The sequence below is a fragment of the Lysinibacillus agricola genome, assembly GCF_016638705.1.
GTDB lineage: Bacteria > Bacillota > Bacilli > Bacillales_A > Planococcaceae > Lysinibacillus > Lysinibacillus agricola.
Genome location: NZ_CP067341.1, coordinates 1 through 15,776, shown reverse-complemented (window position 1 = coordinate 15,776; position 15,776 = coordinate 1). Strand labels below are relative to the sequence as shown.

At 41.4% G+C, this 15,776-nt stretch carries 7 protein-coding genes, 2 tRNA genes and 2 rRNA genes; all 11 read right to left on the bottom strand.

Features of this window, described 5'->3' with window-relative positions; all coding sequences use genetic code 11:
• Nucleotides 1-157 precede the first annotated feature (157 nt).
• A 23S ribosomal RNA gene (locus FJQ98_RS00055) occupies nt 158-3,100 on the bottom strand.
• Between the two features lie 90 nt (nt 3,101-3,190).
• Nucleotides 3,191-3,266: transfer RNA gene (locus FJQ98_RS00050), tRNA-Ala, on the bottom strand.
• Nucleotides 3,267-3,278: 12 nt separating this feature from the next.
• Nucleotides 3,279-3,355: transfer RNA gene (locus FJQ98_RS00045), tRNA-Ile, on the bottom strand.
• 94 nt (nt 3,356-3,449) lie between these two features.
• Nucleotides 3,450-5,001, bottom strand: a 16S ribosomal RNA gene (locus FJQ98_RS00040).
• Together the 16S and 23S rRNA genes with 2 tRNA genes alongside form the textbook arrangement of a ribosomal RNA operon.
• An 831-nt stretch (nt 5,002-5,832) precedes the next feature.
• On the bottom strand, nt 5,833-6,915 hold the full coding sequence (locus FJQ98_RS00035) for an HD-GYP domain-containing protein (RefSeq protein WP_053595888.1): 1,083 nt from the start codon (nt 6,913-6,915) through the stop codon (nt 5,833-5,835).
• A 149-nt stretch (nt 6,916-7,064) separates the two neighbouring features.
• A complete protein-coding gene (gene gyrA / locus FJQ98_RS00030) occupies nt 7,065-9,557 on the bottom strand; it encodes a DNA gyrase subunit A (protein ID WP_053595889.1) in 2,493 nt (830 codons plus the stop codon).
• A gap of 25 nt (nt 9,558-9,582) precedes the next feature.
• Nucleotides 9,583-11,517 (bottom strand): DNA topoisomerase (ATP-hydrolyzing) subunit B, encoded by a 1,935-nt coding sequence (gene gyrB / locus FJQ98_RS00025; protein ID WP_053595890.1) that lies wholly within the window; start codon nt 11,515-11,517, stop codon nt 9,583-9,585.
• A gap of 92 nt (nt 11,518-11,609) precedes the next feature.
• Nucleotides 11,610-12,725 carry a DNA replication/repair protein RecF gene (gene recF, locus FJQ98_RS00020; RefSeq protein WP_053595891.1) on the bottom strand — a complete coding sequence of 372 codons (1,116 nt, stop codon included), beginning with the start codon at nt 12,723-12,725 and terminating at the stop codon, nt 11,610-11,612.
• Between the two features lie 3 nt (nt 12,726-12,728).
• Nucleotides 12,729-12,953, bottom strand: coding sequence for a S4 domain-containing protein YaaA (gene yaaA / locus FJQ98_RS00015; protein ID WP_053482950.1), 225 nt, complete (start codon nt 12,951-12,953; stop codon nt 12,729-12,731).
• A 167-nt stretch (nt 12,954-13,120) separates the two neighbouring features.
• Nucleotides 13,121-14,257: a DNA polymerase III subunit beta gene (gene dnaN / locus FJQ98_RS00010; protein WP_053595892.1), complete on the bottom strand. Its 1,137-nt coding sequence runs from the start codon at nt 14,255-14,257 to the stop codon at nt 13,121-13,123.
• A gap of 169 nt (nt 14,258-14,426) precedes the next feature.
• Nucleotides 14,427-15,776, bottom strand: a complete 1,350-nt coding sequence (gene dnaA, locus FJQ98_RS00005) for a chromosomal replication initiator protein DnaA (RefSeq protein ID WP_053595893.1) — start codon at nt 15,774-15,776, stop codon at nt 14,427-14,429.

Sequence of the window (15,776 nt, the reverse complement as noted above, 5' to 3'; positions counted from 1 at the left end):
TTCTTTGTCAGCTTCTGTCGTTCAGTCAGTCACGTACTTGAGTACGCTCCTTCCCTCTCTCCATTGTTTCCTCGAACTACTCGTATCTTGAAATCCTTAATGAAAGAAATTATTCTTTCAAAACTGGATAAACGGTGCATTGAATGTTTCAAACATTTTGGTTAAGTCCTCGATCGATTAGTATTCGTCAGCTCCATGTGTCACCACACTTCCACCTCGAACCTATCTACCTCATCGTCTTTGAGGGATCTTACTTACTTGCGTAATGGGAAATCTCATCTTGAGGGGGGCTTCATGCTTAGATGCTTTCAGCACTTATCCCGTCCACACATAGCTACCCAGCGATGCCTTTGGCAAGACAACTGGTACACCAGCGGTGTGTCCATCCCGGTCCTCTCGTACTAAGGACAGCTCCTCTCAAATTTCCTACGCCCACGACGGATAGGGACCGAACTGTCTCACGACGTTCTGAACCCAGCTCGCGTACCGCTTTAATGGGCGAACAGCCCAACCCTTGGGACCGACTACAGCCCCAGGATGCGATGAGCCGACATCGAGGTGCCAAACCTCCCCGTCGATGTGGACTCTTGGGGGAGATAAGCCTGTTATCCCCGGGGTAGCTTTTTATCCGTTGAGCGATGGCCCTTCCATGCGGAACCACCGGATCACTAAGCCCGTCTTTCGACCCTGCTCGACTTGTAGGTCTCGCAGTCAAGCTCCCTTGTGCCTTTACACTCTACGAATGATTTCCAACCATTCTGAGGGAACCTTTGGGCGCCTCCGTTACCTTTTTAGGAGGCGACCGCCCCAGTCAAACTGTCCGCCTGACACTGTCTCCCTGCCCCGCTAAAGAGGGCATGGGTTAGAATTTCAATACAACCAGGGTAGTATCCCACCGACGCCTCCTTCGAAGCTGGCGCTCCGAGATCTCTGGCTCCTACCTATCCTGTACAAGTTGTACCAAAATTCAATATCAGGCTACAGTAAAGCTCCACGGGGTCTTTCCGTCCTGTCGCGGGTAACCTGCATCTTCACAGGTACTATAATTTCACCGAGTCTCTCGTTGAGACAGTGCCCAGATCGTTACGCCTTTCGTGCGGGTCGGAACTTACCCGACAAGGAATTTCGCTACCTTAGGACCGTTATAGTTACGGCCGCCGTTTACTGGGGCTTCAATTCGCAGCTTCGCTTGCGCTAACCACTCCTCTTAACCTTCCAGCACCGGGCAGGCGTCAGCCCCTATACGTCACCTTACGGTTTTGCAGAGACCTGTGTTTTTTTGCTAAACAGTCGCCTGGGCCTATTCACTGCGGCTCTCATGCGCTTGCACGCTCAAGAGCACCCCTTCTCCCGAAGTTACGGGGTCATTTTGCCGAGTTCCTTAACGAGAGTTCTCTCGCACACCTTAGGATTCTCTCCTCGACTACCTGTGTCGGTTTGCGGTACGGGCACCTCTCACCTCGATAGAGGCTTTTTCTTGGCAGTGTGAAATCAGGAACTTCGTCCATACGGACTCGCCATCACAGCTCAACGTTACAGTGTGCGGATTTGCCTACACACACGCCTTACTGCTTGGACGCGCATAACCAACAGCGCGCTTACCCTATCCTACTGCGTCCCCCATTTCTCAAACGGTGAGGAGGTGGTACAGGAATATCAACCTGTTGTCCATCGCCTACGCCTATCGGCCTCGGCTTAGGTCCCGACTAACCCTGAGCGGACGAGCCTTCCTCAGGAAACCTTAGTCATACGGTGGACGGGATTCTCACCCGTCTTTCGCTACTCATACCGGCATTCTCACTTCTAAGCGCTCCACCAGTCCTTCCGGTCTGACTTCAACGCACTTAGAACGCTCTCCTACCACTGACATCATAGATGTCAATCCACAGCTTCGGTGAATCGTTTAGCCCCGATACATTTTTCGGCGCAGCGTCACTCGACCAGTGAGCTATTACGCACTCTTTTAAATGATGGCTGCTTCTAAGCCAACATCCTGGTTGTCTGTGCAACGCCACATCCTTTTTCCACTTAACGATTACTTTGGGACCTTAGCTGGTGGTCTGGGCTGTTTCCCTTTTGACTACGGATCTTATCACTCGCAGTCTGACTCCCGTGTATAAATATCTGGCATTCGGAGTTTGTCTGAATTCGGTAAACCGGGATGGCCCCCTAGTCCAAACAGTGCTCTACCTCCAGTATTCTCATCACGAGGCTAGCCCTAAAGCTATTTCGGAGAGAACCAGCTATCTCCAGGTTCGATTGGAATTTCTCCGCTACCCACACCTCATCCCCGCACTTTTCAACGTGCGTGGGTTCGGGCCTCCAGTAAGTGTTACCTCACCTTCACCCTGGACATGGGTAGATCACCTGGTTTCGGGTCTACGACCACGTACTATTTCGCCCTATTCAGACTCGCTTTCGCTGCGGCTCCGCCTTCTAAAGCTTAACCTCGCACGTAATCGTAACTCGCCGGTTCATTCTACAAAAAGGCACGCTATCACCCATTAACGGGCTCTAACTACTTGTAGGCACACGGTTTCAGGATCTCTTTCACTCCCCTTCCGGGGTGCTTTTTCACCTTTCCCTCACGGTACTGGTTCACTATCGGTCACTAGGTAGTATTTAGCCTTGGGAGATGGTCCTCCCGGATTCCGACGGAATTTCACGTGTTCCGCCGTACTCAGGATCCACTCTGGAGAGAACGAACTTTCGACTACAGGGCTTTTTACCTGCTCTGGCGGACCTTTTCCAAGTCGCTTCATCTAACTCGCTCTTTTGTAACTCCGTATAGAGTGTCCTACAACCCCAAGAGGCAAGCCTCTTGGTTTGGGCTCTTCCTGTTTCGCTCTGCCGCTACTCAGGGAATCGATTTTTCTTTCTCTTCCTCCAGGTACTTAGATGTTTCAGTTCCCTGGGTCTGCCTTCAAGACGCTATGAATTCACGTCAAGATACTACGCGATTAAACGTAGTGGGTTCCCCCATTCGGAAATCTCCGGATCAAAGCTCACTTACAGCTCCCCGAAGCATATCGGTGTTAGTGCCGTCCTTCTTCGGCTCCTAGTGCCAAGGCATTCGCCGTGCGCCCTTAATAACTTAACCAAGTTATTAAGCCTATAAAAAAACTTAAAAAAATAAATGTGTTTGTTACAATTTCAATGTCGTTTTATCCAGTTTTCAAAGAACAATAATTGGTGGAGCCTAGCGGGATCGAACCGCTGACCTCCTGCGTGCAAGGCAGGCGCTCTCCCAGCTGAGCTAAGGCCCCAAGAGGTATATATGGTGGGCCTAAATGGACTCGAACCATCGACCTCACGCTTATCAGGCGTGCGCTCTAACCAGCTGAGCTATAGGCCCTCTTAGAAGTTTTATAATTATTCATAAACCTTCAAAACTGAACGCAAAACGTAATCTTACAAACCCTAGGTTTGTATTCCGAAAATATCCTTAGAAAGGAGGTGATCCAGCCGCACCTTCCGATACGGCTACCTTGTTACGACTTCACCCCAATCATCTATCCCACCTTCGGCGGCTGGCTCCAAAGGTTACCCCACCGACTTCGGGTGTTACAAACTCTCGTGGTGTGACGGGCGGTGTGTACAAGGCCCGGGAACGTATTCACCGCGGCATGCTGATCCGCGATTACTAGCGATTCCGGCTTCATGTAGGCGAGTTGCAGCCTACAATCCGAACTGAGAACGACTTTATCGGATTAGCTCCCTCTCGCGAGTTGGCAACCGTTTGTATCGTCCATTGTAGCACGTGTGTAGCCCAGGTCATAAGGGGCATGATGATTTGACGTCATCCCCACCTTCCTCCGGTTTGTCACCGGCAGTCACCTTAGAGTGCCCAACTAAATGATGGCAACTAAGATCAAGGGTTGCGCTCGTTGCGGGACTTAACCCAACATCTCACGACACGAGCTGACGACAACCATGCACCACCTGTCACCGTTGTCCCCGAAGGGAAAAACTATATCTCTACAGTGGTCAACGGGATGTCAAGACCTGGTAAGGTTCTTCGCGTTGCTTCGAATTAAAACCACATGCTCCACCGCTTGTGCGGGCCCCCGTCAATTCCTTTGAGTTTCAGTCTTGCGACCGTACTCCCCAGGCGGAGTGCTTAATGCGTTAGCTGCAGCACTAAGGGCGGAAACCCCTAACACTTAGCACTCATCGTTTACGGCGTGGACTACCAGGGTATCTAATCCTGTTTGCTCCCCACGCTTTCGCGCCTCAGCGTCAGTTACAGACCAGAAAGTCGCCTTCGCCACTGGTGTTCCTCCAAATCTCTACGCATTTCACCGCTACACTTGGAATTCCACTTTCCTCTTCTGCACTCAAGTCCCCCAGTTTCCAATGACCCTCCACGGTTGAGCCGTGGGCTTTCACATCAGACTTAAAGGACTGCCTGCGCGCGCTTTACGCCCAATAATTCCCGGACAACGCTTGCCACCTACGTATTACCGCGGCTGCTGGCACGTAGTTAGCCGTGGCTTTCTAATAAGGTACCGTCAAGGTACAGCCAGTTACTACTGTACTTGTTCTTCCCTTACAACAGAGTTTTACGATCCGAAAACCTTCTTCACTCACGCGGCGTTGCTCCATCAGGCTTTCGCCCATTGTGGAAGATTCCCTACTGCTGCCTCCCGTAGGAGTCTGGGCCGTGTCTCAGTCCCAGTGTGGCCGATCACCCTCTCAGGTCGGCTACGCATCGTTGCCTTGGTGAGCCGTTACCTCACCAACTAGCTAATGCGCCGCGGGCCCATCTTATAGCGACAGCCGAAACCGTCTTTCAATACTTCACCATGAAGCGAAATAGATTATTCGGTATTAGCCCCGGTTTCCCGGAGTTATCCCAAACTATAAGGTAGGTTGCCCACGTGTTACTCACCCGTCCGCCGCTAACGTCAAAGGAGCAAGCTCCTTCTCTGTTCGCTCGACTTGCATGTATTAGGCACGCCGCCAGCGTTCGTCCTGAGCCAGGATCAAACTCTCCATAAAAAGAAATTTGATTAGCTCAAATTGTTTTGCTGGCATCATGTTTGATGTCCAAAATTTTGTTTCGTTCACCAACTCAAGGTTAGCTACTGGAAACTTTATTGATTACGTTTTGCTTGTTCAGTTTTCAAGGTTCATTACTTTATTTTAAGCATCACCTCTTGGCGACTCACTAATAATATCAAGAATCTAAAACTATGTCAACACTTTCTCAAAAAAATATTTCACTATTTTATATAAACTATTATTCTCCTTCTACATCACTATGTTTAGCGGATTTAGCTTAACCTTGAATCAATTAGGCCTCGGCATAATTGCGTCCGGATTCGGCTTTGTGTTTGCACAAAGAACTCCTTTCATCCGATGGAAGCTTTAGGCCAACAAATGTTTTCTGTGCGAAAGCGAAGCGCCAGCAACATGATGTTACCAATCAGGCGTTTTCACAGCATATGAAGTTCTTAGCGCGAGTTCCTCTATTTCATTGGATGTTTGGACACCCGCTGAAAAGCAACTTAAACCCGCGCATTCCTCTCACCTACTATAGAGGTGGGAGACTTCTGTACCTGTCGCTACGCTATCGGTACAAAAGACATTTGTAGCTGACGCTTCGCTTTCGCTACAAAAAACATTTACTGAAAGAAGTGAAATGATTTCAAAGAAATTTTTTCTCTAGTTAATCGGTTTTTGATATATCAAATCCCCGTATTTTATCTGGCTATATTTAGAGGTTAGAGTCTTTTTATTGCTGTCGCTTTGTTTTCGCCGTATAAATCCGATTGCAATAAAAGTGAAAAAAGGCAACCGCCAATATATTATTGGGTTGCCTTTCGACTATTATATATTCGTTATAATACGTGAAATATAGAAGGTACGATTTTTACCTAAATCAAATATCTCTCCTGAGTGGCTTAATTTGATTAGCGGACGAGTTGGTGCAAATTTATTTACAAACATCACTTCGCCCTGTTCCAGATTAGATAGTTCTACTATTGTACCTATAGGAAGGTCAGCAACAATATCTATAAGTGCACGAACTACTTTAATATCAAATTTTCCAAATTCAGATTCATTAATCATTTCTATAACTTTAAAGGAAGATTGCTTTACTCTATAAACTCGCTCACATGTCATTGCATGGAATACATCTGCAACAGCGATAATTTGAGCGAAAGTAGAAATATTAGCAATTTTTTCACCCTTTGGATAGCCACTACCATTTAAACGCTCATGGTGCTGGAAAATAGCCTCTTTCATTGTATCCTTTAAGATTGTTAAATCTTTGACCATATTATAGCTATAAATCGGATGTTTATAAATTTCATCAAACTCCTGCTCTGTTAAAGTCGTTTTTTTATCACGGATACGTGGATGAATTTTTGCCATCCCACAATCAGCTAATAACCCTCCAATTGCAACTTGAATTGTAATTCCTCTATCATAACCTAATTTTTGCGCAATCACTGAAGAAATCAATGCTGTTGCTACACAATGATGGTACAAATAGTCTTTTGGATTTGAATACTCATTTAAATCAAAAATTATTGTACGATCTTCTAAAACCATTTCTAATAATGGCAAAATTATTTTACGTGCTTTCGCAATATCTACCTTTGCGCCAGCTTCCCAATTTTTAAATTCCTTTTTGAATTGCTCAACAGAATTGTCATAAACCCTTTTAAAAGTTGGAATAACCTCTGGTGGAACAACTATTTCCGTTTCTTTTATCTCAGATTGAGCCTCTATTCCTTCTTTATAAACTGGGACTCTTGTAATATTAAAAGCAAAAAAAACTTGTAAATGTTCATAGGAAATTATTGTGTTTTTAAAAATTATTGGATATTGCGTATTTGCAAAAATATCTTCTGAAATTACTTTACCCACACGCAACTCTGAAATTGGGACATGTATAGTTTCCACGCAATTAACACCTCTTCACTATTTCACTTGCTTAAACATAAGGTTAATTTCATTTTATCATGGAATTCAAAATAATTACTTATTTTTCATGATTTACGCTAAAAAAAACCGATGAACGGCAACATTCGCTGTCGTCATCGGTCTTTTTATTATTCTTCTACTTGATCATTTTCTTCGTTAGCTTCTTCTGCTTCTTCTGCTTCTTCTACTTCTTCTGCTTTTTCAACCTTTGCTACAGTTGCAACAAGCTCGTCATCCCCTAAACGAATTAAACGAACTCCCTGTGTACTACGGCCAATTAATGAGATATCATTCACATCCATACGGATTAGCATACCATTAATTGTAATAAGCATTACATCTTCAGAACCATCAACAGTTTTTACAGCTACCATTGGACCGTTTTTATCAGTGATTTGAATTGTCTTTAATCCTACACCACCACGGCTTTGTAAACGATATTCCTCTTCAGAAGTACGTTTTCCGTAACCTTTTTCAGTAACAACTAAAATTTCCTGTCCTGGTTCAACGATTTCCATGCCAACTACTTCGTCATCATCACGTAATTTAATACCACGTACGCCACCTGCAGTACGGCCCATTGAACGAATATCATCCTCTTGGAAACGTACGAGCATTCCATCACGAGTACCTATTATTACTTGCTTATCGCCATCTGTTAAACGAACAGAAATGAGATCATCATCTTCTCGTAAACTAATAGCTATTAAGCCGTTTGTACGGATGTTTGCAAATTGAGATACTGGTGTACGCTTTGTAATACCAGTTTTAGTAGTGAAGATAAAGTACGCATCTTCATCAAATGAAGCAACACGGATCATTGCTGTTACTTTCTCACCTTTTTCAATATTGAGTAAGTTAACAATCGGTAATCCTTTCGCTGTACGCCCGAATTCTGGAATTTCATAACCTTTTGCTCTAAATACTTTTCCTTTTGAGGTGAAAAATAAAATAGTATCGTGTGTGGATGTATTCATAAGGTGCTCAACAAAATCATCTTCATTTGTACCCATACCTTGTACGCCACGACCACCACGTTTTTGACTGCGATATGTATTCGCAGCTAAACGTTTGATATAACCATTATGTGTTAAAGTTACGACTGAATTTTCAACTGGAATTAAATCCTCGTCTTCAATCATTTCTAAACCGCCAGATGTTATTTCAGTACGGCGTTTATCATTAAAGCGTTCTTTCAGCTCTAATATTTCAGTACGAATAATTTCAACAATTTTAGCTTCATCTGCCAAAATCGCTTTTAATTCAGCAATTAGTATTTGAAGTTCTTGATATTCTGCTTCAATTTTTTCACGCTCTAATCCACTTAAACGGACTAAACGCATATCTAAAATTGCTTGCGCTTGACGTTCAGATAAATTGAATCGTTCCATTAATTGTGGCTTCGCTTCATCACCACTACGTGAACCACGGATAATAGCAATAATTTCGTCGATATGATCAAGAGCGATACGTAAGCCCTCTAAAATATGTGCACGGTCTTCCGCTTTCCTTAAGTCAAATTCCGTACGACGACGAATAATAACCTTTTGGTGCTCTAAATAATGATACAGCATTTCTTTTAAGCCCATTACTTTAGGCTGGCCATTTACTAATGACAGCATATTAATACCGAAGCTCGATTGCATTGCTGTTTGTTTATATAAATTATTTAAAACTACGTTGGCATTTGCATCTTTGCGGATCTCAATGACTACTCGCATACCGCGTCGGTCAGATTCATCACGTAGGTTTGTAATACCATCAATTTTTTTATCGCGTACAAGCTCTGCTATTTTTTCAATAAGCTTAGCTTTATTCACTTGGTATGGTAATTCATGAATGAGAATTGTTTCCTTACCATTTGCTTTTTGTTCAATCTCTACCTTCGCACGAATAATGATAGAGCCACGGCCTGTTTCGTAGGCACGACGAATACCGCTACGGCCTAAAATTAATCCACCAGTTGGGAAATCAGGTCCTGGGATGATTTCCATCAATTCTTCCGTTGTAATGGCAGGATTTTCAGAAAGTGCTATTACTGCATCTATCGTTTCACCAAGTTGATGTGGTGGAATATTTGTCGCCATACCAACTGCAATTCCTGCCGCTCCATTTACTAATAAGTTTGGATAGCGACTTGGAAGGACAATAGGTTCCTTTTCTGAACCATCATAGTTATCTGTATAGTCAATTGTGTCTTTATTGATATCGCGAAGCATCTCCATTGCAATACGAGACATACGTGATTCTGTATAACGCATCGCTGCAGCTCCATCGCCATCGACAGATCCAAAGTTACCATGACCATCGACAAGCATGTAACGATAGCTAAAATCTTGCGCCATACGTACCATTGCATCATAGATGGATGAGTCACCATGTGGATGGTATTTACCCATTACGTCCCCAACAATACGTGCTGATTTTTTGTACGCTTTATCTGCTGTATTCCCTAGCTCTTGCATGCCATATAAAATACGACGATGTACAGGTTTTAATCCATCACGTACATCTGGTAAGGCACGAGAAACGATTACACTCATCGCATAATCGAGGAAGGATGTTTCAATTTCTTCTGTTATATTAACTCCTTTAACACCGGAGCGTTCTTGTTCTGACAAAGTGTAGACCTCCTCTCAAGAAAAATTAAATATCTAAATTAGCGTATACAGCATTTTCTTCGATAAATTGACGACGAGGTTCAACTTCATCGCCCATTAAACGCTCAAATGCTTGGTTTGCTTTAATTGCATCATCTAATTCTACTTGTAACAATGTGCGGTACTCAGGGTCCATTGTAGTTTCCCAAAGCTGCTCCGCATTCATTTCTCCAAGACCTTTGTATCGTTGCACATTTGGTTTTGGCATTTTCGGTAGTCGTTCTAAAATTTCTCTTAATGTTTCTTCATCATAGCAATACTCAACATGCTTACCTTGCTTTACTTGATAAAGAGGTGGCTGTGCAATATAAATATAACCTGCCTCTATGAGAGGTCGAAGGAAACGGAAGAAGAATGTTAACAATAATGTTCGGATGTGTGCACCATCAACATCGGCATCTGTCATAATAATGATTTTATGATAACGAGCCTTTTCTAAAGAAAACTCTTCACCAATACCTGTGCCAAACGCTGTAATCATTGCACGGATTTCTGCATTCGATAAAATTTTATCTAAGCGTGCTTTTTCAACGTTAAGGATTTTACCACGTAACGGTAAGATTGCTTGGAAGTGTCGGTCACGTCCAGATTTTGCTGACCCGCCGGCAGAATCACCCTCAACGATATAAATTTCACATTCTGCTGGATTTGTTGATGAACAGTCAGCTAATTTACCTGGCAAGCTTGATACTTCAAGCGCATTTTTGCGACGTGTAAATTCACGTGCTTTTTTAGCAGCGACACGTGCACGAGCAGCCATTAAACCTTTTTCTACAACCTTACGAGCTATAGTTGGATTTTCTAGCATAAATCGTTCAAAACCATCTGAGAATAAGGAGTTAGTAATTTGGCTAACTTCAGAGTTACCAAGCTTTGTTTTTGTTTGTCCTTCAAATTGTGGATCAGGATGCTTAATTGAAACAATAGCTGTTAACCCTTCACGAACATCCTCACCAGTAAGGTTTGCATCTGACTCTTTTAATAGCCCATTTTTTCGCGCGTAATCATTAATAACACGTGTCAGAGCTGTTTTAAAACCAGACTCATGTGTACCGCCTTCATACGTATTAATGTTATTAGCAAATGAAAAAATATTTGAAGAGAATCCAGCATTATATTGCATAGCAATTTCAACTGAAATACCATCCTTTTCCCCAAGAACATCAATTGGATCATGGATTGGCTCTTTAGATTGATTCAAATGCTCTACATAAGAACGAATACCACCTTCATAATGATACGTAGTAGAACGTTCCTGATCTTCACGTTCATCAGCAATTGTAATCTTGATACCACGATTCAAATAAGCTAATTCACGAATACGATGTGCTAAAATGTCAAATTCATAAACAGTCGTTTCTTTAAATATTTCAGGGTCAGCTTTAAAACGTGTAGTTGTTCCATTACGATCTGTCTCACCGATAATTGTTAGCTCTTGAATAGTTCTTCCACGTTCAAATTTAATTTCATGAATATGACCCTCACGATGAACTTGAACAATCGTCACAGCTGATAGAGCATTTACAACAGAAGCCCCTACGCCATGAAGACCACCAGATACTTTGTATCCTCCACCGCCGAACTTACCGCCAGCATGTAGCACTGTCATAATAACTTCAACAGCAGGCTTACCCATTTTTTCTTGAATGCTTACCGGAATACCACGACCATTGTCCTCTACACGGATCCAGTTGTCTTTTTCTATCGTTACTTTTATATCTGTACAAAATCCTGCAAGTGCTTCATCAATACTATTATCAACAATTTCCCATACTAAATGATGTAGCCCTTTAGAGCTTGTTGAACCGATATACATCCCTGGTCTTTTACGTACCGCTTCTAAACCTTCTAATACCTGTATCTGATCGGCTTCATAAGCTTGATTTTGTAAACCTTCGTTCTCTATAGCCACGGCTTTCATCTACTCCTTCATAACATCATTGTGTGTAAATGAATGAACAGTCAACCGAGCTGACTATTACCATTCTTTTGTAATCTAAAAAACTACCCGGGCTAACTTTCTTCAATCGCACCTTGTTTCACGTGAAACAGCTTTGCATGCTCCATCGTTTCATGATGAATTCCATCAACACTTGTAGTCGTAACAAAGGTTTGAACTTCACCTTGAATGGTATTTAATAAATGCGATTGGCGATAATCGTCGAGTTCCGACAATACATCATCTAAAAGTAGTATGGGTGTTTCATTCGTTTCTTGTTTAATTAACTCAATTTCGGCAAGTTTTAATGAAAGAGCGGTTGTGCGTTGCTGTCCTTGTGAGCCGTATGTCTGAACATCATAGCCATTTACTAAAAACTGCAAATCATCTCGATGTGGACCAACTAGTGTAACACCACGATCAAATTCACGCTCCTTAGTTTCTATTAGCTTTTTATGCAAGAAGCCTTCAATTTCACTAGAAGTATGTTCTTTTTCAATACCAGCTACAGTGCGGTATTTAATAACCAACGTTTCCTTCCCTTGTGAAATACCTGCGTGAATAGGCTCTGCCCACTCCTGCAATAAATCCATAAATTGAAATCTTTTTCGAATAATTTGGGTAGCTGCGTGAATATATTGTTCATTATAAACCTCGTACATCACGTCATCTGGCATTGTTTTGCCTTGATTCATTTTTAAAAAATGATTACGTTGCTTTAAAATTTTTTGAAAGGTTAATAAATCATGTAAATAGACAGGCGAAATTTGCCCAATCTCCATATCTATAAAACGTCGTCGTATTTGCGGACTCCCCTTTACAACATTTAAATCTTCAGGGGCAAACATCACGACATTCATTTGGCCAATATAATGACTAAGACGACTTTGCTCTATATGATTTATCTTACCTTTTTTGCCTTTTTTCGTAACCGTAAGCTCAATCGGTAAAATACCATGCCTTTTTTGAACGGCCCCTTCTATTTTACCATAGTCTGAATCCCAACGTATTAATTCTTTATCGTTCGTCGTTCGATGGGATTTAGCCATTGCCAATACGTAAATAGATTCCATAACATTTGTTTTCCCTTGTGCATTTTCACCAATGAAAACATTGATTTTTGGAGAGAAATTTAAAGCTAAGGCATCATAGTTACGGTAATTTGTAAGTTCTAAATGCTCTATATGCATAATTTACTGTCCAGTGGTTCCAACGATACGAAATCGACCACATCCAGGAATATTTACAATGTCACCGTCACGCAATTTACGACCGCGGCGATCATCCACTTCTCCATTTACATATACATCATTTTCGTGTAAAAACCACTTTGCCATGCCACCAGAGCTAATAGCATCAGTCATTTTTAAAAGCTGTCCTAATGTGACAAACTCTACATCAATTTCAATGTCCTTCATAGCTGTGTTCCCCTCCAAATACAGATTGTCTATCTCTCTATCATACCTAAAAATTCCCCATAAGTAAAAAAAGATAGCCGCAATCAGCGACTATCAGAACGTTTTTCAAAGCAATTAAAGCTTGAAATTATGGAGTTTTATTCTCTCCAACACAAATAGTTTAAATTTTAATAAGTACGTACAGGTAAAATCAACTGTAAAATAGCATCATCATGAACAGAGCGTAAAATAAACGGTCTCATTGCTCCTGTGAATTGAATAACTACATCTTGGCCATCTATTGCTTTTAATGCTTCCATCATGTATTTCGCACTGAAAGAAATTTTTAAGTTCTCCCCTTCTAATGACTCAACAGGGATTTCCTCTTGAACCTTACCGATTTCTGGAGAATTAGAAGAAACTTCGACAGCTTGATTATCTAAAATCTCGAAACGTACAACATTATTACGATCTCCACGAGCAACAAGAGATGCACGATCGATTGCTTGTAATAATGATTTACCATTAATCGTTAAATTTGTTTGATATTCTTCTGGAATTAAACGTGATGTATCTGGGTAATTACCTTCAAGTAAACGAGAGAAGAATAATACTTCTCCAGTTTTAAATAATACTTGCTGGCTTGTAATCACAATTTGTACAAGATTTGTTGAATCCTCTAAAACTTTATTTAACTCATTTAAACTTTTACCAGGAATTACAACACTATGTTCAACCTCAGGTAAATTTTCCAGTTGAACTTTACGTCTTGCCAAACGGTGGCTATCTGTTGCAACACAGATTAATGTTTCATTTTTTATCTGCCAGTTTACACCTGTCAACACCGGTCTACTTTCTGAAGTGGCAACAGCGAATACTGTTTCACGGATAATTGACTTTAATAGGTCTGCAGGAATAGTAAATTTTTGATCCTCTGTTAATTCAGGTAATAACGGATATTCAGTAGCGTCTGAGCCAATTAAGTGGAATTCAGATTTACCTGAACGGATATGAGTTTGGAAACCAGGTGTTACTTGAATTTCAACCTCATTTGTTGGTAACTTACGTACAATTTCATTAAACATACGAGCTTGTACAACAATTGATCCTGTTTCTGTAATATGAATTATTTGTTGACCATCTTCTTCAACAGGAATAAATGTTTGAATTGTAATATCAGCGTCACTACCTGTTAAGCGAATACCCTCATCTGTAACATCAATTTTAATTCCCGTTAAAATTGGAATAGTTGTTTTAGAACTTACGGCTTTCATGACATCATTTAAACCCTCTAATAAACGGTCACGTAAAATATCAAATTTCATTCGTTTTCCCTCACATATTTATATTATTTATTTATATAAAATAAAAAAGATATAGTAATAGGCCCTGTGGATTTGTGGATAAGTATGTTTAAGTGAATAAAATCAGTCTATCCACATGTAGATAGACTGTGTATAAGTTTGTGTTTAAACGATTGAGTTGTCCACAGTATTATTTCCCTAGCATGCTTCGAATTTGTTTAATATCTTGCTGTAGCTGAACGTCATTTTTCAACATAGAAGATATTTTCTCGTGAGCATGTATAACAGTAGTATGGTCACGTCCACCAAATTCTTCGCCAATTTTCGGCAGCGAAAAATCTGTTAATTCGCGGGATAAAAACATCGCGACTTGACGTGGAAAGGCAATTAACTTTGTTCGTTTTTTCGCGACAAAATCCTCTAAACGAATGTTAAAATGCTCTCCTACTGCATTTTGAATGTCTAATATAGTGACAGTTCGCGGCTTCGAATTAGGAATAATATCCTTTAATGCTTCAGCAGCCAAAGTCGCATTAATATCCTTGTTAACAAGGGATGAATAGGCAACGACGCGAATAAGCGCACCTTCAAGCTCCCGAATATTGGAGTCAATCTGGTTCGCAATATAGAGCATAACTTCATTTGGCACTTCTAGACCATCAGCTTTTGCCTTTTTTCGGAGAATGGCAATACGAGTTTCCAAATCAGGAGGCGCAATATCTGTAATTAGTCCCCATTCGAATCGAGAACGCAAACGATCTTCCAATGTCGGAATTTCCTTAGGAGGACGATCACTGGATATAACAATTTGTTTCGATTCTTCATGCAATGTATTAAAAGTGTGGAAAAATTCTTCCTGAGTTGATTCTTTTCCAGCTAGAAATTGAATATCATCAATTAGCAGTACATCTACATTGCGGTATTTATTGCGAAAATCGAGTGCCTTATTATCTCGAATTGAGTTAATAAATTCATTTGTAAATTTTTCAGATGATAAATATACAACCTTTGCATTTGGATTATGTTCCAGTACATAATGACCAATCGCATGCATTAAGTGTGTTTTGCCAAGCCCTACTCCCCCATAGATAAAAAATGGGTTATAAGCCTTCGCAGGCGCTTCTGCGACAGCTAGCGAGGCAGCATGTGCAAAGCGGTTACCAGAGCCAATAACAAACGTATCAAAAGTATACTTCGGGTTTAACATTCCTGGTGAAATATCATGGTGTTCGTTATTTTTTGCTTGGATAATCGGCGCCGGCAGATCGAAATCGTCCGAATCCTGGTTTTTTTGAACAACAAACTTAATAAGCAAGTCTTCGCCTGTAAGCTCCGTTAATATACCTGTAATCAAATGAATATAATGATTTTCAAGCCAGTCTCGAGCAAACGAATTTGGCGCAGCAATTGTCACAGTAGAACCACTTCCATTGTAGGAAAGTAGTTTAGTAGACTTTAGCCACGTTTCGAAGCTTGGTTTAGAAATTTTTTGTTCAACCTGAGCCAGGACATTATTCCATAGTTCTTCTAAATGTTCCAA